The sequence below is a fragment of the Polaribacter sp. HA6-7 genome, from assembly GCF_055693625.1.
Genome location: NZ_CM146338.1, coordinates 1986592 through 2004621 on the forward strand (window position 1 = coordinate 1986592; position 18030 = coordinate 2004621).

General features: G+C 29.9%; 15 protein-coding genes and 7 pseudogenes. 18 read left to right on the plus strand and 4 right to left on the minus strand.

The window, feature by feature from the left end; translation table 11 throughout:
- Positions 1–41 precede the first annotated feature (41 nt).
- The 7 genes and pseudogenes from ACZ1HD_RS11065 (at position 42) to ACZ1HD_RS11095 (ending at position 6231) form a co-directional block, all read left to right on the plus strand.
- On the plus strand, positions 42–281 hold the full coding sequence (locus tag ACZ1HD_RS11065; RefSeq protein WP_472689336.1) for a PLDc N-terminal domain-containing protein: 240 nt from the start codon (positions 42–44) through the stop codon (positions 279–281).
- Positions 269–1405, plus strand: a complete 1137-nt coding sequence (cls, locus tag ACZ1HD_RS11070; protein ID WP_472689337.1) for a cardiolipin synthase — start codon at positions 269–271, stop codon at positions 1403–1405. The genes ACZ1HD_RS11065 and cls overlap by 13 nt, the downstream gene beginning before the upstream one ends.
- A gap of 7 nt (positions 1406–1412) precedes the next feature.
- Positions 1413–2274: pseudogene (gene prmC, locus ACZ1HD_RS11075) on the plus strand (peptide chain release factor N(5)-glutamine methyltransferase).
- A gap of 91 nt (positions 2275–2365) precedes the next feature.
- Positions 2366–3922: an NAD(P)/FAD-dependent oxidoreductase gene (locus ACZ1HD_RS11080; RefSeq protein ID WP_472687453.1), complete on the plus strand. Its 1557-nt coding sequence runs from the start codon at positions 2366–2368 to the stop codon at positions 3920–3922.
- A 59-nt stretch (positions 3923–3981) separates the two neighbouring features.
- Positions 3982–4420, plus strand: a pseudogene (locus tag ACZ1HD_RS11085) (ATP-dependent zinc protease family protein).
- Entirely contained in the window at positions 4417–5292 is an 876-nt protein-coding gene (gene rimK / locus ACZ1HD_RS11090; protein WP_079736937.1) for a 30S ribosomal protein S6--L-glutamate ligase, read from the plus strand. Before ACZ1HD_RS11085 ends, rimK begins: the two are co-directional and overlap by 4 nt.
- A pseudogene (locus ACZ1HD_RS11095) lies at positions 5282–6231 on the plus strand (succinylglutamate desuccinylase/aspartoacylase family protein). Before rimK ends, ACZ1HD_RS11095 begins: the two are co-directional and overlap by 11 nt.
- Before the next feature lie 43 nt (positions 6232–6274).
- On the opposite strand, the gene ACZ1HD_RS11100 reads toward ACZ1HD_RS11095, so the two are convergent.
- From ACZ1HD_RS11100 to ACZ1HD_RS11110, 3 genes are all read right to left on the minus strand, one after another.
- The gene (locus tag ACZ1HD_RS11100; protein WP_375241393.1) at positions 6275–6883 is read right to left on the minus strand and encodes a thioredoxin family protein; all 609 of its coding nucleotides are present in this window, start codon (positions 6881–6883) and stop codon (positions 6275–6277) included.
- A gap of 212 nt (positions 6884–7095) precedes the next feature.
- A complete protein-coding gene (locus tag ACZ1HD_RS11105; RefSeq protein WP_472687454.1) occupies positions 7096–7413 on the minus strand; it encodes a TlpA disulfide reductase family protein in 318 nt (105 codons plus the stop codon).
- A gap of 108 nt (positions 7414–7521) precedes the next feature.
- Positions 7522–8304 (minus strand): S1/P1 nuclease, encoded by a 783-nt coding sequence (locus ACZ1HD_RS11110; RefSeq protein WP_472687455.1) that lies wholly within the window; start codon positions 8302–8304, stop codon positions 7522–7524.
- Between the two features lie 121 nt (positions 8305–8425).
- Between ACZ1HD_RS11110 and ACZ1HD_RS11115 the strand changes: the two are divergent.
- The 11 genes and pseudogenes from ACZ1HD_RS11115 (at position 8426) to ACZ1HD_RS11165 (ending at position 17488) form a co-directional block, all read left to right on the plus strand.
- A pseudogene (locus tag ACZ1HD_RS11115) lies at positions 8426–9284 on the plus strand (SPFH domain-containing protein).
- 3 nt (positions 9285–9287) lie between these two features.
- Positions 9288–9440 (plus strand): glycine zipper domain-containing protein, encoded by a 153-nt coding sequence (locus tag ACZ1HD_RS11120; protein WP_472687456.1) that lies wholly within the window; start codon positions 9288–9290, stop codon positions 9438–9440.
- Entirely contained in the window at positions 9437–9595 is a 159-nt protein-coding gene (locus ACZ1HD_RS11125; protein ID WP_472687457.1) for a DUF4177 domain-containing protein, read from the plus strand. Before ACZ1HD_RS11120 ends, ACZ1HD_RS11125 begins: the two co-directional genes overlap by 4 nt.
- Before the next feature lies 1 nt (position 9596).
- Positions 9597–10004 (plus strand): hypothetical protein, encoded by a 408-nt coding sequence (locus tag ACZ1HD_RS11130; protein WP_472687458.1) that lies wholly within the window; start codon positions 9597–9599, stop codon positions 10002–10004.
- A gap of 88 nt (positions 10005–10092) precedes the next feature.
- Positions 10093–11016, plus strand: a complete 924-nt coding sequence (locus ACZ1HD_RS11135) for an alpha/beta hydrolase (protein WP_472687459.1) — start codon at positions 10093–10095, stop codon at positions 11014–11016.
- 1 nt (position 11017) lies between these two features.
- Entirely contained in the window at positions 11018–11182 is a 165-nt protein-coding gene (locus tag ACZ1HD_RS11140) for a type II toxin-antitoxin system antitoxin (protein WP_077809713.1), read from the plus strand.
- A 117-nt stretch (positions 11183–11299) separates the two neighbouring features.
- Positions 11300–14462, plus strand: a pseudogene (locus tag ACZ1HD_RS11145) (VPS10 domain-containing protein).
- Positions 14463–14556: 94 nt separating this feature from the next.
- A pseudogene (locus tag ACZ1HD_RS11150) lies at positions 14557–15051 on the plus strand (DUF2490 domain-containing protein); the annotation flags it as partial.
- A gap of 96 nt (positions 15052–15147) precedes the next feature.
- Positions 15148–16449, plus strand: a pseudogene (locus ACZ1HD_RS11155) (DUF819 family protein).
- Between the two features lie 39 nt (positions 16450–16488).
- Positions 16489–17187, plus strand: a complete 699-nt coding sequence (locus ACZ1HD_RS11160) for a DUF4369 domain-containing protein (RefSeq protein ID WP_077809717.1) — start codon at positions 16489–16491, stop codon at positions 17185–17187.
- Between the two features lie 145 nt (positions 17188–17332).
- Positions 17333–17488 (plus strand): hypothetical protein, encoded by a 156-nt coding sequence (locus ACZ1HD_RS11165; protein WP_472687460.1) that lies wholly within the window; start codon positions 17333–17335, stop codon positions 17486–17488.
- Between the two features lies 1 nt (position 17489).
- On the opposite strand, the gene ACZ1HD_RS11170 is transcribed toward ACZ1HD_RS11165, so the two are convergent.
- On the minus strand, positions 17490–17945 hold the full coding sequence (locus ACZ1HD_RS11170) for a DUF4442 domain-containing protein (protein ID WP_472689338.1): 456 nt from the start codon (positions 17943–17945) through the stop codon (positions 17490–17492).
- Between the last annotated feature and the right edge of the window lie 85 nt (positions 17946–18030).

Genomic DNA, 18030 nt, shown 5'->3' on the forward strand with positions numbered 1-18030 from the left:
TCGGCATACATATTCTACTTTTTAGTTGGGCTTTTTACAATATCTTATATTTTGGCGTAAAACCTTCAAAGTCTTTAAGCTGGATTCTTATTTGTTTTTTCTTTCCTTTTTTAGGCGTTTTTGCGTTTCTATTATTTGGTATTAATAGAAGAAAAATCAAATTTTTTGAACTAAAAGAAACTAAAAAAGAAAAAACTACATTAAAAGTACTTTTGACAATAAAGAGAATAAAAACACAGAAGAACTTAAGGGTAATAAATCAAAAAAAATATCTAATTTAATTTACAACAATACTGGGATTCCTTTAGATGTTAATAACAATTTAACCATTTTAAAAAACGGTAAAGAAACGTTCGAATCTATTTTCGAAGCGATTAAAAACGCCAAAGAATTTATTCACCTGCAATACTATATTATTGAAGAAGGTAAAATTTTATCAGAATTAATAGAACTTTTAAAAGAAAAGAGAAAAGAAAACGTTGAAGTGAAAATTTTATACGACGCTATTGGAAGTTTCGATTTAAAAAGTAAAATTAAAAAAGAGCTGAAAGATATTGGCGTAGAAATTCACCCGGAAATGCCTTTAAGATATGGTAATTTTATTTTCACTTTAAATTTTAGAAATCATAGAAAAATCTGTGTAATTGATAATAAAATAGGATTTACCGGTGGTGTTAATATTACTGATGAGTATATTAATGATGACGATTTTTTAGGTATTTGGCAAGATGCACACATAAAATTAGAAGGTGATGCAGTAAATAATTTACACAAAACTTTTTTAAGAGATTACTATTATGCAACAGAAAAAGATTTAAGTAAAAACGAAAAATATACCAAGAAACACAAAACTAATGCAAACTCTAAAATTCATATTGTTTCTAGCGGGCCAGATTATGATCAATCTGTTGTAATGCAACAATACCTTAGTTTTATAAACTTAGCAGAAGAAAGTATTTGTGTAATGAATCCTTATTTTATACCTACTTTTTCTATTTTAGAAGCTTTTAAAATTGCGGCTTTAAGCGGCATTAAAGTAATGCTTGTTTTGCCAAAAAAAGGAGATTCTAGAGTAGCAACTTACAGTATGTATTCATATTTTGAAGACTTATTAAAAGCGGGTGTAGAAATTTATGTTAGAGACGATTTTGCTCATTCTAAAGTAATTTTTATTGATGATGAAATTGCATCGATTGGTTCTACAAATTTTGATTGTAGAAGTTTTGAACACAACTACGAATTAAATGCCATTATTTTTGATAAAAAAGCCACTTCTACAATTAGAGAAGAGTTTGACAAAAGAAAAAGTAAAGCTACCAAAATTAACTTAGAAGAATTTTTAAATAGATCTAACAAACAGAAAACTTTAGAGCGTTTGTGTAGGTTTTTTAGTCCTTTATTATAATTATCTTATGACATTAAAAGAATTTAAAACTCTATTTACAGAAGCTCTTTCTAATACATATCCACAAACAGAAATTGACTCGTTTTTTTCATTTTAATAGAAGAAAAACTAAATTTAAAAAGGATTGATATTGTACTCAACCCAAATTATTTAATTGAAGATACTATTGAAATCGAATTAAAAAACATTATCACAAGACTTCAAAAACAAGAACCTATTCAATACATTATTGGAAATACAGAGTTTTATGGATATCCTTTTTTAGTTGATAAAAACACATTAATTCCGAGACCAGAAACCGAAGAATTAGTTAGTTGGATTTTAGAAGAAATAAACAAAACAGAAGAAATATCAAACGAAAAAGCATCAATATTAGACATTGGTACTGGTTCTGGTTGTATTCCTATATCTTTAGCTAAAGAGCAAAAAAACTCAAATATTTTTGCCATTGATGTTTCTAATAAAGCCTTAGAAGTGGCTAAAAAAAATGCACTTCTAAACAATGTAGAAATCAGTTTTATAGAACAGAATATTTTAGAAACTATTAGCTTGCCACAAAGATTTGATATTATTGTTTCAAATCCGCCATATGTTAGAGAGCTAGAAAAAGCAGAAATAAAACAAAATGTTTTAAACAACGAACCACATTTAGCCCTTTTTGTAGAAGATGATAATCCGTTATTATTTTATAAGAAAATCGCAGATTTAGCTAAAAATCATTTGTTAAAAAACGGAGTTTTGTTTTTTGAAATCAATCAATATTTAGGCCAAGAAACTGTTTTAATGCTAAAAGAAAAAGGCTTTACAAACATCATTCTAAAAAAGATTACTTTGGTAACGATAGAATGATTAAATGCACCTTTAACTAATTAGTTATTTAATTAAAACTTCTAATATCAGTTTTAAAAACTGTGTTATTTTCATCAGTATAATCACACCTAATTTAATTACTTTTGCAAAATGGTTAAAGAAATTCAGCTTCGTGTAAATTTAATAGAAGAACGCAAAGAAAATATACTTTTATACAAAGCTTCTAAAAAGTTAGAAGTTGATAAAAAGGAAATTAATGCGGTAAAAGTTTTGCGTAAATCGATAGACGCACGTAAAAAAGATATAATTTTTAATTATAAAGTTGCTGTATATTTAAATGAACCGATTCCAGAAAAATCTGATTATATATTTAATTACAAGGATGTTTCTAACGCAAAAGATGTGCATATTGTAGGTTTTGGACCTGCGGGTATGTATGCTGCTTTACGATGCATCGAGTTAGGTTACAAACCAATAGTTTTAGAAAGAGGTAAAGATGTACAAAAAAGAAGACGCGATTTAAAAGCAATTAACCAAGATCATTTTGTAAACGAAGATTCTAATTATTGTTTTGGTGAAGGTGGCGCTGGTACATATTCTGATGGAAAATTATACACAAGAAGTTTAAAACGTGGCGATGTTAGAAGGATTTTCGAAAACTTAGTATTTCATGGCGCTACAGAACAAATTTTAATTGATGCACATCCGCATATTGGAACCAATAAATTACCTAAAATAATTCAAAATATTCGCGAGAACATTTTAAAATTTGGTGGCGAAGTTCACTTTGAAACTAGAGTAACAGATTTTATTGTAAAGAACAATAAATTACAAGCAATTCAATTACAAAACGGACAAGAAATGTCTGTAAATTCTGTAATATTAGCAACTGGTCATTCTGCTAGAGATGTTTACGAATTATTACATAAAAAAGAAATTGCTTTAAAAGCAAAGTCTTTTGCAATGGGAGTTCGTGTAGAACATCCGCAAGAAATTATAGATCAGATTCAATACCACTGTTTTGGTGAAAGAGACGAGCTTTTACCCGCAGCTGCCTACAGTTTAGTGCACCAAGTTAATAATCGCGGAGTGTATTCTTTTTGCATGTGCCCTGGCGGATTTATAGTTCCTGCAGCAACTGCAAACGGAGAAGTTGTAGTCAACGGAATGTCGCCAAGTAAAAGAAATAACAAATTTGCTAATTCCGGTATTGTTGTAGAATTAGATATTGATAGAGATTTTAAAAAATATGAGAAATTTGGTGCTTTAAAAGGTTTAGAATTTCAGAAAGATTTAGAAAAAATTGCTTTTTACGCTGGCGGAAGAAGTCAAACTGCACCTGCACAAAGATTAGGAGATTTTATAGATGGAAAATTTTCTACAGATTTAAATGATTGTAGTTATCAACCAGGTTTAAAATCTGCACCTTTACACTCGTTATTACCTAAAATTATTGGAAGTAGATTACGAAAAGGTTTTGCTGCTTTCGGACAAAAAATGCATGGTTATCATACCAATGAAGCAAATATTATTGGTGTAGAATCTAGAACTTCATCTCCTGTAAATATACCTAGAAAAGAAAATCTAGAACATACTGAAATAGAAGGATTATTTCCTTGTGGTGAAGGTGGTGGTTATGCCGGTGGAATAATTTCTGCTGCCATGGACGGTGAAAGATGTGCAGAAGCTGCAATTGCAAAATTGTAATAATTTTCTTATTTAAAATGAATTAGTATTGTTAATTTTACAGTACTTAAAACAATCGGATGAAAATTACAATTGGAAGAGTTGACAAAGCTGATTTTCCGAATTATCTTTAACAGATATAGATGTTAAAATAGATTCTGGTGCTTATACCTCTTCTATACACTGTTCTAATATTAAAGAAATAACTGTTGATGATTCAACTTATATTCGGTTTAAATTATTAGATCCGAACACGATCTTTACAATAATAAAGAGTTTACTTTTAAAAACTATGCTTCTAAAATTGTTAAAAGTTCTAATGGAATTTCTGAAACTCGATTTATGATACATACAGAAATAATTATGTTTCAGAAGAAATTTCCTATTTATTTGACTTTAAGTGAAAGAAAAGACATGAAATTTCCTATATTACTTGGAAGAAAATTTTTAAATAAAAAGTTTGTGATAGACACCATAAAAAAAGACTTATCACACAAATTAAAAAATATAAATAAATGAAAATTGTAATTTTATCTAGAAATCCGAAATTATACTCTACTAGAAGATTGGTTGAATCCGCAGAAAAAAGAGGTCATGAAGTTCAGGTGGTAGATCATTTAAAATGCAATATCGAGATAGAAAAGAAATCTCCTAAAATTCATTATAAAGGAGAATACATAACTAACATTGATGCCATTATTCCTAGAATTGGTGCATCGGTTACATTTTATGGTACAGCAGTAATTCGTCAATTTGAAATGATGAAAGTATTTACATCTGTTTCTTCTCAAGCACTTACTAGATCTAGAGATAAATTAAGCAGTTTACAAATTTTAGCTAGAGCTGGTGTTGGTTTACCAAAAACTGTTTTTACAAATTACACAAAAGATGTAGAACACGTGGTAGAATCTGTTGGTGGTGCGCCATTGGTTTTAAAATTATTAGAAGGTACACAAGGTTTAGGTGTTGTTTTAGCGGAAACAAAAAATGCTGCTACATCTGTATTAGAAGCTTTTAATGGTTTGGGCGCAAGAGTTATTGCACAACAATTTATTAAAGAAGCTGGCGGCGCAGATATTAGAGCTTTTGTTGTAGATGGTAAAGTTATTGGCGCTATGAAACGTCAAGGAAAAGAAGGTGAGTTTAGATCTAATTTACACAGAGGTGGTAACGCAACTGTTATAGAATTGACAGACGAAGAAGAAAAAACTGCACTAAAAGCAACCAAAGCTTTAGGTTTAGGAGTTGCTGGTGTAGATATGTTACAATCTTCTAAAGGACCTTTAGTTTTAGAAGTAAACTCTTCTCCGGGATTAGAAGGTATAGAAATTGCTACTGGTAAAAATATTGCCAAAGAAATTATACGTTATTTAGAAATACATGTCGAATAAACCTTTTGTACTATTAGGAAAAGAAATTCCTAAAGGAAAACGCACAGTTCTAGATTTAGAAGTTGCAAAATTACATACACGTACTACAGTAAAGGTTCCTGTTATTATTGAAAGATCTCATAACCCGGGACCGGTAGTTTTACTTTTAGCCGGAATACATGGTGATGAAACAAACGGCGTAGGAATTATTAGAGAAATTATTAGTTTAGGAATTAATAAACCTAAAAACGGAACCATAATCTGTATTCCTGTTTTTAATATTTTTGGTTACTTAATACAAACCAGAGAGTTTCCTGATGGTAGAGATTTAAACAGAATGTTTCCAGGAACAGCAAATGGTTCTTTAGCAAGTCAATTTGCATATCAGTTTACAAAAGAAATTGCTCCGTTTATAGATTATGTAATCGATTTTCATACGGGCGGCGGAGAAAGAGATAATATTGCACAAATAAGATGTAATAAAGATGATGATAAAGGTTTAGAACTTGCTAAAGTTTTTAATCCGCCAATTATAGTTTACTCTAACAACATAATTAAATCGCTTAGAGAAACTCTTCATAAAATGGGAAAAACTGTTTTGTTGTTTGAAGGTGGAAAATCAAAAGAATTAAACCCTACAATTATTAACGAAGGTGTAAATGGAACAAAGAATGTTTTAATTCATTTAGGCTTAATTGAAGGAGAAATAACAGTTAGAGAAACTCCGATTTATGTTAAAAAAGCAAAATGGCTTAGAGCTTCGCATTCGGAATGTTTAAAGTAAGAGTTGCTAACGGCAGCTATGTAAAGAAAAAAGATGTTTTAGGAGTTATACAAGATCCTTTTGGCGAATTTAAAAAGAAAGTTTATGCACCATTTAACGGTCACGTTTTTTGCACTAACAAAACACCAATTGTAAATAAAGGAGATGCTTTGTTTCATGTTAGCATCGAAGAATAATAAAAAAATCCCAAACTAAATTGTTTGGGATTTTTTATTTTATTTATTGAACTTTGATTGTACAACCAATCGCTCTTGTTTCTTTCTTTTGAATCTCAGCACCTTTTAATAAAGCATCTAGCGCATTTTCTACATATTTTTCTGTAACCTTATCTGGATTTCTAGAACTATTATCTATTGCACCAATATATTTTACCTTCATATCATTTTTAGTAACAATGTATACATGTGGTGTTTTTGTTGCTCCGAATTTTGGATATACTTTCTGACCGACATCCAATAAATAAGGAAAAGTAAATCCTTTTTCGTTAGCTCTATCTTTCATTTTAGCAAAACTATCATCTGGCACAGCAACAGGGTCATTAGGATTTATTGCAATTACCGGAAATCCTTTTTCTTTATACTTTTTATCCAAAGCAATAATTCGATCTTCATTTGCTACCGAATACGGACAAGTATTACAGGTAAAAATGATTACAAAACCCTTTGCGTTTTTATAATCTGATAACGATATCATTTTATTATCTATATTTTTTAAAGTGAAGTCTTCAATCTTATCTCCTATTTTATAACTTTCTTTATCTACTTTTAAAGTAAAAGCTGATAAAAAAGCAACCATAACTAATACTAAAGTTGTTTTTAAAATTTTCATAATTATCTAGTTTATAAATTTATTTAATTCGCTTTCTAAAGACTCGTAGGTAAAAGATTGCTCGTAAAACTTTCTTTTGTCTTTATTATAAATGATGGTAATTGGTATCGCACCAGACCATGTAGAATCTATATCTTTAATCCATACATCTTCGTTTACATCATCTAATAAAACTACTTTAGATTGTAAATTTCTTTTCTTAATAAAAGGAATTAACTTTTTTCTACTTGCCTCGGAAAATCTAAACTCACCAATAAAACCTCTACATTTTTAGAAGCATATTCCTTATTAATTTTTTCGAAATAAGGTAATTCTTTTACACACGGTGCACACCAAGTTGCCCAAAAATTTACAACATAAATTTTATCGTCTTTCTTTTCTAGTAAAGGTTTTAACTCATCATAAGAATAAGACTTTACAGAAATATTAGAAATTTCTTCTGTTTTTTTTACTTCGGAATTCGCTGTCTCATTTTTACATGAAACAATAAATGCCAAAAGTAAACAACCAATTAATAATTTTGTTTTCATTTTATAAAAATACGCTTTTTTAGAATTATTTTTTATCATTTATTAAATTCTTAACATAAAAAAAGCCTCATTAATTTTAATGAGGCTTAGTATTTGTTAGCAATAAAATTAACTAAAAATATCATTTAAAATTTTAGCTAATCGTATTCCTCCTATTTGTAATTGATCTCTTACAATACTAAAATGATCGTAAGAATATCTGTAACGTAAGTTCTCTCCTTTTTTTACAGAACCGTAAACTTTTTTAGTTAATTGATGTACTTCATTAACCCAATCTACAATTGTACCTTCTTTTATTGCTGCAATTTGTTTTTTAGATAAATCTCTTGCATTGTCTGCCAATTCTAAATAACTCATATTCCAGTTTTCTATCATTTTAGTATCCCAAACCGAATGTAAGTTTGTTCCTTTACCAAACCACTGCACTTGTATGGTATTACCACCTTTATCTTCTCTTTGCCCAATATGCATTGGTTGGTGTAAGTCTCCTATAAAATGCACAAGCATTTTTAAATAAAAAGCTTTGTCTGCCTCTAAACTATTATCATCTTTTAAAACTGATATACATTTATTAATTCCGGTTACAATATCTCCGTTAGGATTTTTTGCAGCATCAGCATAACTTTCATTAAGGCCCATATTTACATAATGCCAAGAAGAATATTTACGAAAAGCTCTATCTGCTTTAATTTCATCTGCATAAGTAGATACAAAAGCTAGACTTTGCCCTTGTAATAATTTATCTATTTTTCTTTTTGCTCTTTTAGTAAGATGGCCTTCTGCAATTTTACCTGTTGCTCTATGACCATTTTGCCCCCAAAACAGAGTATCTTCTGCTGCTGGTTTAGACATAAAGAAGAAAGAAATCAATAAAAATAATTTAAGTTTCATTGTTAAAATTTTATATATTTTTTGCGAAGTTATAAAAAATATAATTCAAATTAATTTTGGTAACTACAAAATAATTGATATATTAGTGATATCAATTTAATATCAATCTAAAACAAACATCATGAAATCAGAAAAAATAATAAAACTTGCCAATGGCTATTTAATGCTTTTTACAGTTTTTACGCTATTTATAGGTAGTATTGTAATGGCTTTTTATCATAAAACGCCAATCTATTTAATTATTACCTTTTTAAGTTTTATTGGTTTCTTTGGTTTTATTCTAGTAAACCCAAACACATCTAAAGTAATTTTGCTTTTCGGAAAATATGTTGGAACCATAAAAGCAAATGGTTTGTATTGGGCAAATCCTTTTTTAGAAAAAAACAATCTCTTTAAGAGCTAGTAATTTCGATTCTGAAAGATTAAAAGTAAATGATAAATTAGGAAACCCAATAATGATTTCTACCATTTTAGTTTGGCGTGTTACAAATACATATAAAGCGGCTTTTGATGTTGATAACTACGAAAACTTTGTAAGAGTGCAAACAGATGCAGCTGTTAGAAAACTGGCAAGCATGTATCCTTATGATAATTTTGCTGATGAAGGCCATGATGAAGATATTACTTTACGCTCTAGCGTTAATGAAGTTTCGGAAGCACTTGAAAAAGAAATAGACGAACGTTTATCTATTGCCGGTATTGAGGTTTTAGAAGCAAGAATAGGTTATTTAGCTTATGCACAAGAAATTGCATCGGCAATGTTAAAAAGACAACAAGCAACGGCAATTGTTGCTGCTAGACACAAAATTGTGCAAGGTGCTGTAGAAATGGTTGAAATGGCATTAGAAGAGTTAAATAAAAAAGAAATTGTAGAGCTAGACGAAGAACGTAAAGCGGCAATGGTAAGTAACCTTCTAGTTATACTTTGTGGAGATAAAGAAGCTTCTCCGGTTGTGAACGCTGGTACATTAAGTCATTAAGATATGGAACATAAAAAAGGAACAGGTCTTGCAATTGGCATTGCAGTAGGAACAGCTATTGGCGTTGTTATGAATAACATTGCAATTGGTGTAAGTTTAGGAATTGCATTCGGAATTATTTATGATGCTAATAAAAATAAAAAAGTAAAAAAATGAAAGAATACAAAGTTGTAACCTTAAAACTAGGCTTAAGAAATAGAGTTCAAAATTTTGAAGATTTGTTAAATCAGTATGCAAGAGAAGGATGGGTTTTTAAAGAAGTTCCTAGCGGTTGGAATTCTGTAATATTCGAAAGAGATAAAAACCGTTAATATGAAAGTTTTTAAAGAAGAGCAGCGCTTTACGCAAACTTGGTTAATTTTATTAATGTCTGTTAGTTTAATTGTACCTATTACTCTTATACTACAAGATTATAATAAAGCCAACTCTTCTATTAGTACAAATGAACTTATTTTAAGCATTTTAGCTATAATAGGTTCTGCCTTACTAATTTTTCTTTTTAAACTTAAAACCGGAATAGATGAAAAAGGAATTTATTATCATTTTTTTCCGTTTCATTTAAAATTAAAATTGATAAAATGGACAGAAATAAATAAAGTATATGTTAGAACTTACGATCCTATAGGAGAATATGGTGGTTGGGGTTTTAAAGGTGGTTCATTTTGGAATAAAGAAAAAGGAAAATGTATAAATGTTTCGGCGATATTGGTATTCAATTAGAGCTTAAAGATGGCAAAAAGCTTCTTATAGGAACTCAACAAAAAGAAAGTGTAATTCAGGTTTTAAAAACCTATGAAATAAATTTAAAATGATCAAAATTATTACATCCATAGTTATTATTTTATTCGGAATTACAACTGCTTTTGCACAAATAGAATCCGAAGAAATTGTAATTAAAAACGGAGAAATAGAATTACCCGGAACGTTAACGTTTACAAAAGAAAAATCTCCGTTAATAATTTGGGTGCATGGTTCTGGTAATGTAGACAGAAATGGTAATCAAGCGGGTACACCAGTAAAAGCAAATTACATTAAAGAATTTAGAGATTCTGTAAATAAAAAGAATATTGCTTTTTTTAGTTATGACAAAAGAACCGCTAATAAAAAAAACTATCCATATTTAAAAGACACAAAAATTAGAGATTTTGTGATTGATGTGGAAACAGTAATTTCTCATTTAAAAAAAGAAAAACAATTTTCTAAAATTATTTTAGCAGGTCATAGTCAAGGTTCTTTAATTGCAATGTTAGCATCAAAAAATATCGATAAATATATTTCTATTGCTGGCGCAGGAGAAACAATAGATAAAATAATGACTCAGCAAATAAAAAAGAATAATCCTATGCTAGGTGTTATTGTAAAAAAACAGTTCGATACACTTAGAATTAGAGGAAAAATAGAAAAGATAAATCCGTTTTTAGTAACTATTTTTTCAAAAAGAAATCAACCTTTTTTATATTCTTGGTTGCAAATTGATCCTTTAGAAGAAATTAAGAAATTGACAATTCCTACTCTAATTATTCAAGGAGAAAAAGATACGCAAGTTACAATTGAAGATGCGAAAAAGCTTAAAGAAGCGAATGCTAATGCAAAATTAGTTCTTATCAAAAACATGAATCATGTTTTAAAAACTATAGAAAAAGAAGAAGATAATTTAAAATCTTATTATTCTAGTGATTTCCCTTTATCAAAAGAATTAATTGAAACTGTTGTTCAATTTGTAAACAAATAATATGGCAAAAAAGAAAGCTTTCGCGTTGCGAGTTAATGAAGATATGCTAAAAGCTATAGAAAAATGGGCGGCAGATGAGTTTCGTTCTACAAATGGTCAAATAGAATGGATGTTAATGCAAGCCTTAAAAGAAAACAACAGAGAACCTAAAAAGAAAGAAGACTAAATCTATTTGTAAGGTTCTTAAAATGCTAATTTATGTTAAAAAAACGCTCAATTTTTATTGAGCGTTTTCTATTTTGTATCTTGTTCGCTAATATTCAAATTCAACAAACTTAAACTAATGAAAAAACTATTTACACTTGTCTTTTTGTGCGCTACTTCCCTACTCTTCTCTCAAGAGTTTTCTATGGATTTAGTAAAAAACATGAAACCTAGAAATATTGGTCCGGGCGGTATGTCCGGTAGAGTAACTTCTATAGATGTTGTTACAGCTAACCCAGAAATTATTTATGCTGGTACTGCTTCGGCGGTATCCGGAAATCTACATCCGGTGGCGTTAAATGGGAACCTATTTTCGAGAAAGAACTTACAGCCTCTATTGGTGCTGTTGCAATACAACAATCTAACCCAAGTGTTGTTTGGGCAGGTACTGGTGAAGGTAATCCAAGAAACAGTTTAAATGGTGGTTTTGGTATTTATAAAACTTTGGATGCCGGTAAAACGTGGAAATCTATGGGTTTAGAAAAAACAAGACATATTCACAGAGTTGTTATAGATCCTACAAATCCGGATGTTGTTTACGCTGCTGCAATTGGTTCTCCTTGGGGAGAACATAAAGAACGTGGTGTTTATAAAACAACTGACGGTGGTAAAACTTGGAAACAAATTTTATTTACAAATGAAAAATGCGGTGCTGCAGATTTAATAATGGATCCAAACAATCCTAATAAAATAATCGCTGCAATGTGGGAACACAAGCGTGATCCTTGGTTTTTTAAATCCGGAGGAGAAGGCTCCGGATTATATATTACTTATGATGGAGGTGATAATTGGAAAAAAATCACAGAAAAAGAAGGTTTTCCTAAAGGCGAATTAGGTAGAATTGGTGTTGCTATTGCACCAAGTAATCCAGACATTGTGTATGCCTTGGTAGAATCTAAAAAAAATGCACTTTACAAAAGTGAAGATGGTGGTTTTAAGTGGAAAAAAATAAACGATAAACCTGGTATCGGAAATCGTCCGTTCTATTATTCAGAAATTTACGTGGATCCTCAAAATGAAAACAGATTATATACAGTTTTTACGTATGTGAACGTTTCTCAAGATGGTGGAAAAAGCTTTAAAGAATTAATGCCTGCTTATGGTGTAGATAATGGTGTGCATCCAGATCATCATGCTTGGTACATCCATCCAAATAATGGTAAATTTATGATTGATGGAAATGACGGTGGTTTAAATATTACCAAAGATGGTGGTAAATCTTGGCGTTTTATAGGTAACATACCTGTTGCACAGTTTTACCATATAAATGTTGATAACGAATTTCCTTATAATGTTTACGGTGGTATGCAAGATAATGGTTCTTGGAGAGGTCCTGCTTATGTTTGGAAATCTCAAGGAATTAGAAATTCTTATTGGCAAGAGATTAGTTTTGGTGATGGTTTTGATGTTGTACCGGACAAAGACGATTCTAGATATGGTTGGACAATGAGCCAACAAGGTTCTGTATCTAGATTTGATTACTTAACAGGTAATAATTATTCTGTAAAACCAACACACAAAGATCCTAATGTAGAATTGCGTTTTAATTGGAATTCTGCAATAAACATAGATCCATTCGATAATTCTACACTTTATTTTGGTAGTCAATTTGTACATAAATCTACTGATAAAGGATTAACATGGACGGTTATTTCTCCGGATTTATCTACAAATGATCCAGAAAAATTAAGACAATCTGAAAGCGGTGGTTTAACTATGGATGCAACCGGTGCAGAAAATCACTGTACTGTGCTTGTTATAGAACCTTCTTTATTACAAAAAGATGTAATTTGGGCAGCAACAGATGATGGTCAAGTTCATATTACAATGAACGGAGGAAACTCTTGGACAAACGTAGCTAAAAACTTAAAAGGTTTACCGAGAAAATAGCTGGATTACTCAAATTAAAGCTTCAAACAAAAATAAAGGCGAAGCTCTTTTAATCGCAAATGATTATAGACGTTTTAATTACACTCCGTATGCTTATAGAACTAAAAACTACGGTAAAACGTGGGAAAGAATTGTAGATGAAAATGATGTACAGAGTTATACATTATCTATAATTGAAGATCCAAAAAATGAAAATTTATTATTTCTAGGTACAGATGATGGTTTATACATTTCTGTAGATGCTGGTAAAAAATGGACAAAATGGACAAACGGTTTCCCAACTGTACCTGTTAAAGATTTAGTAATTCACCCAAGAGAAGACGATTTAGTTATTGGTACTTTTGGTAGAGCTGCATGGGTGTTAGATGACATTAAACCATTAAGAGCTTTAGCTGCTAAAAACGCAACTTCTAAAAAACTACATTTATTTGAACCTCCTGTAGCTTATCAAGCAGCAAGACAACAACCTACAGGTAGTAGATTTGGTGCAGACGGACTTTATCAAGGAGAAAACAGAAGAAGTGGTGCACTAATTTCTTATTATGTTAATGTGCCTAGAACTAAAACTAAATCATCAAAAGAAAATAAAGTAAAATTCGATTCTATTAAATTAGAAATTTTTGATGGTAATAGACAAATTAGAACTTTAAAATTTAAAGCTCCTAAAGAAAACGGTGTACATAAAACTACATGGTATTTAAGAGAAAAAGGTGTTGCAAGAGCTTCTAGAAGAATTAGAAAATCTAGTAGAGAACCTGGTGGTGTTACAGTAAAACCAGGTACTTATCGTTTAAAAATGACATTTGGAGATGTCATAGAAGAACAAAACATCAAAGTAGAATTTGATCCTAGATTAAAAATTTCTGACAAAGCAATTAATCAAAAATACAATGCAAGTAAAGAGCTAGAGAGGTATCAAGAGAAAATTGCAAATGTTGTAAAACAACTAGTTGAAAGCAAAAATACTGCAACTACAATTAAATCTCAGTTAACAAAAGAAGACAAGAAAAAATATAAAGATCAAATTAAGTCTTCTAAAGATGTTATTAAAAAGATAGATGGTTTACTTGCTAAATATTTAGGTTCTATAGACAAAAGACAAGGTATTACTAGAAATCCGAGAAATTACAGTTAACCAACGTTTTGGACAAGCAAGTAGGTACATCCGTTCTCGTTTTGGAGAACAAACATCAACAGAGACTGTTTTAATGAATCAATTTAAAGAAGAATTTAAAAAAGCTCTTACAGAAACAAACGCATTCTTTAATAAAGATTGGTTAGACTACAAAAAAGAAACAGAGTCTATTAAAATTTCTTTATTTAAAGACACTAAAATTTACTCTATAAATTAATATGCGTAAACTATTATTATTTATTTGCCTTTGCTTTATAATTAATAAAGCAAAGGCTCAATCTACCGCAGAAGATAAATTAGGTACTTGGTTTATGTATAACGGTTCACATAAATTATCTGATAAATTTGGTTTAAAAACGATGGCTCATTTTAGATATTATGAGCTTACAGAAAACTTTCAACAAGAAATATACAGGTTAGGTTTAAATTATACATTTAATCCAAAGGTAAATGTTACACTTGGTCTAAGTTACGCTACAGCAGATAGAACTTACGAATCACCATCAAATTACTTATACGAATATCGTTACTACCAAGATTTAAATTTAAAGTCTTTTTGGGGAGAATTTACTGCAAAACATCGTTTTAGATTAGAGCAACGCTTTATTCATCAAGATTTTAATGTTGATGCATTTCAAAATTGGTTACGATACGATTTGAATGTAAGTTATCCTCTTTCGAAAACTTGGAGTGTTTACGCTTTTAATGAACTTTTCTTAAACCTTGATAGAGGTAAGAGATTTGCTCAAAACTGGACAGGTGCAGGTTTTACGCACAAATTAAACAATACAATAAAATTAAAAGCCGGATATTTTCAAATTAAAACGCCAAATGAAGTACTTAAAAGATTACAATTAGGTATCATTGTAAATACAGATTTTTCTAAGAAAAACAATTTAATTATGCAACCAATTTTTACAAATGATGCCATTGTTTTTGGTATCCTAATGATTTCTTTAGGCTTTGTTTTTTATACTGAAGGATTAAAAACTGGCTTCAGCCAAAATTCTATAAAATAGTGCCAGGTTTATTTATGGCATATTTTATTCCTGCAATTTTTACGACTGTTGGTATTATTTCTCCGAATGGCAAACTACAGATGCTACAGGCGCTGTTAGTAAAAACTCTTCTCAACTTTATTACGTTGCTAGTAGATTTTTATTACCTGCTGCTTTGGTTTTAATGACACTAAGTATCGATTTAAAAGCTATCTTTAATTTAGGTTCTAAAGCTTTAATAATGTTTTTTACTGGTACTGTTGGTGTAATAATTGGCGGACCTTTAGCAATATTATTAATTTCTACATTTTCACCCGAAACAGTTGGTGGTGCAGATTTTGATGCTGTTTGGAGAGGTTTATCTACATTAGCTGGTAGCTGGATTGGTGGTGGTGCAAACCAAACTGCAATGCTAGAAATTTACAAATACAATCCTGCAAAATATGGCGGAATGGTAATTGTTGATATTGTAATTGCAAATGTTTGGATGGCAGTTTTACTAATTGGTATTGGTAAGAAAGAAAAAATAGACAAATGGCTAAAAGCAGATACTTCTGCTATCGAAGACTTAAAAGAAAAGGTAATTTTATTTACTAAAAAAGTAAAGAAAAATCCAACATTAACAGACTTTATGATTATGCTTGCTATAGCATTTGGTACTGTTGGTTTTGGTCATTTTTCAGCAAAATACTTAAGTCAATTTTTTTCTGAGTTTGTTGCTTCTATAGAATCTCAAACTTGGCGAAATGTGTTTTCTTTCTTAGGATCTGGTTTTTCTGGTTAATTAGTATTTCTACAATTGTAGCCATTTTATTATCTTATACTAAAGCTAAAAACTATGAAGGCGCTGGTGCAAGTAAACTTGGTAGTATTTTTATATACATTTTAGTAGCAACAATTGGTATGAAAATGGATTTAAATCAGGCATTTGAAAATCCAGGATTAATTGCAATTGGTTTTGTTTGGATGACAATACATGCTGTTTTATTAATAATTGTTGCTAAAGTAATTAAAGCACCTTATTTCTTTTTAGCAGTTGGTAGTCAAGCTAATGTTGGTGGTGCCGCTTCTGCACCCATTGTAGCTCAAGCTTTTCATCCTTCTTTAGCAACTGTTGGTGTATTATTAGCTGTTTTTGGATACGCTATTGGTACAGTTGGTGCAATTTTGTGTACAATTTTAATGGAATTAGCTTCAACTATTTAAAAAAATAAAGCATATTTGCAGACTAAATTTTTATAAACAATGAAGAAAATAGTAACAGTTTTACTAGCATCGATGTTAATTTTTGCATGTTCGTCTAAAAAAGATGGAAACATGATTGTTCAAGGAAACATAAAAGGACTTAAAAAAGGAACCTTATATCTTCAGAAAATGAATGATACACTATTGGTTTCTGTAGATTCTGTAAATGTTTTTGGAGACGGAAATTTTAAATTAACAGACAATGTAGAATCGCCTGTGATGTATTATTTAGCGTTTGATAGTAAAACCACAGATAAAAGAATTTTATTTTTTGGTGATAAAGGAACTATTACAATTAATGATAATATTGATATTTTCGGATTCAACCCAGAGATTACAGGTTCTAAAAATCAAGAAGTTCTAAATAATTTTATAAAGGTTAATAACAAGTTTAAAAACCAACGATTAGAATTTATTAAAAAAGAATTTGAAGCTACAAAAGCACAGGATCAAGATTTAATGACTAAAGTTAAAACTGACTTTGATAGAATGATCCGTAGAAAATATCTTTACACCACAAATTTTGCGTTAAACAATAAAGACTTAGAAGTAGCACCATATATTGCATTAACACAATTGTACGATGCAAACATTAAATTATTAGACACAATTAATAATTCATTATCAATAGATGTTAAAAAATCTGCATACGGTAAACGTTTAGATAAATATATAAGCGAAATAAAAGCAAAAGAATAAATTAAAAAAACCGAGTTTATACTCGGTTTTTTTATGCTTAAAATTTATTTCGATAAAGTATCAATAATCTAAAATTATCTTTTATTTAACATATTTGCTTCAAAAAAATCTAGTTTTGCATCATAATTTTAAATTATACTCAATTATGAAATATTTATCTCCGGAAATTGAAGCCTTATCTAAAAAACACGAAGAGACAAAATCTTTAGCTAGAACTAGTGTTTCTTGTGGTATTTTTCAAGATTGTGACTACAACGAAGAAAGACCAAAATTATATCTTAGAAAAAAACTAGCGAATTAGTTTAAGCCTTTACTTTTAGACTCCATTCAAAATTAAATTTTGAAACTACTATACCGTCTTCATTTACGCCTTCGGAAGACAAAACCACAACTTGCCCTTCATTTGTCTCAATAGACTTCTGAATAGCTTTGGTAACTTCTACCCCACCATTGCAAGTAAACATAATTTTACCCGTTGCCTTTTTATAGAACGCTGCATCTTGCTTGGTTACTAACATAGAAACTTTTCTATTAGAATCTTCGATAGCCTTCATCACCAAAACGCCAGTACTCATTTCTGCAGCCATACCTTGTGCTGCCCAAAACATACTTTTAAAAGGATTTTGATTCATCCATTTATGTTTAATTTTTACAACTGCCTCATCTTTAGATATAGATAAAACTCTCATTCCGCTTAAATAACCCAATGGTAATTTAAGTAACATAAACAGGTTTACTTTTTTAGGTGTAATCTTCATATTGCTTATTAAGACAGGCAAAGTACCACTTTTATTAATCATATTTAGCATTTTAAAAATGTTAAAAAAATGTTAATTATAGTAC

What these genes read in the sequence shown, in the direction of transcription:
- ACZ1HD_RS11140 (WP_077809713.1), top strand. Translation starts at nt 11,018, where the DNA reads ATGGCAAAAAAGAAAGCTTTCGCGTTGCGAGTTAATGAAGATATGCTA.
- ACZ1HD_RS11170 (WP_472689338.1), bottom strand. Translation starts at nt 17,945, where the DNA reads ATGAAGATTACACCTAAAAAAGTAAACCTGTTTATGTTACTTAAATTA.
- ACZ1HD_RS11110 (WP_472687455.1), bottom strand. Translation starts at nt 8,304, where the DNA reads ATGAAACTTAAATTATTTTTATTGATTTCTTTCTTCTTTATGTCTAAA.
- ACZ1HD_RS11080 (WP_472687453.1), top strand. Translation starts at nt 2,366, where the DNA reads ATGGTTAAAGAAATTCAGCTTCGTGTAAATTTAATAGAAGAACGCAAA.
- ACZ1HD_RS11135 (WP_472687459.1), top strand. Translation starts at nt 10,093, where the DNA reads ATGATCAAAATTATTACATCCATAGTTATTATTTTATTCGGAATTACA.
- ACZ1HD_RS11105 (WP_472687454.1), bottom strand. Translation starts at nt 7,413, where the DNA reads ATGAAAACAAAATTATTAATTGGTTGTTTACTTTTGGCATTTATTGTT.
- ACZ1HD_RS11160 (WP_077809717.1), top strand. Translation starts at nt 16,489, where the DNA reads ATGAAGAAAATAGTAACAGTTTTACTAGCATCGATGTTAATTTTTGCA.
- rimK (WP_079736937.1), top strand. Translation starts at nt 4,417, where the DNA reads ATGAAAATTGTAATTTTATCTAGAAATCCGAAATTATACTCTACTAGA.
- ACZ1HD_RS11165 (WP_472687460.1), top strand. Translation starts at nt 17,333, where the DNA reads ATGAAATATTTATCTCCGGAAATTGAAGCCTTATCTAAAAAACACGAA.
- ACZ1HD_RS11130 (WP_472687458.1), top strand. Translation starts at nt 9,597, where the DNA reads ATGAAAGTTTTTAAAGAAGAGCAGCGCTTTACGCAAACTTGGTTAATT.
- ACZ1HD_RS11125 (WP_472687457.1), top strand. Translation starts at nt 9,437, where the DNA reads ATGAAAGAATACAAAGTTGTAACCTTAAAACTAGGCTTAAGAAATAGA.
- ACZ1HD_RS11120 (WP_472687456.1), top strand. Translation starts at nt 9,288, where the DNA reads ATGGAACATAAAAAAGGAACAGGTCTTGCAATTGGCATTGCAGTAGGA.
- ACZ1HD_RS11100 (WP_375241393.1), bottom strand. Translation starts at nt 6,883, where the DNA reads ATGAAAATTTTAAAAACAACTTTAGTATTAGTTATGGTTGCTTTTTTA.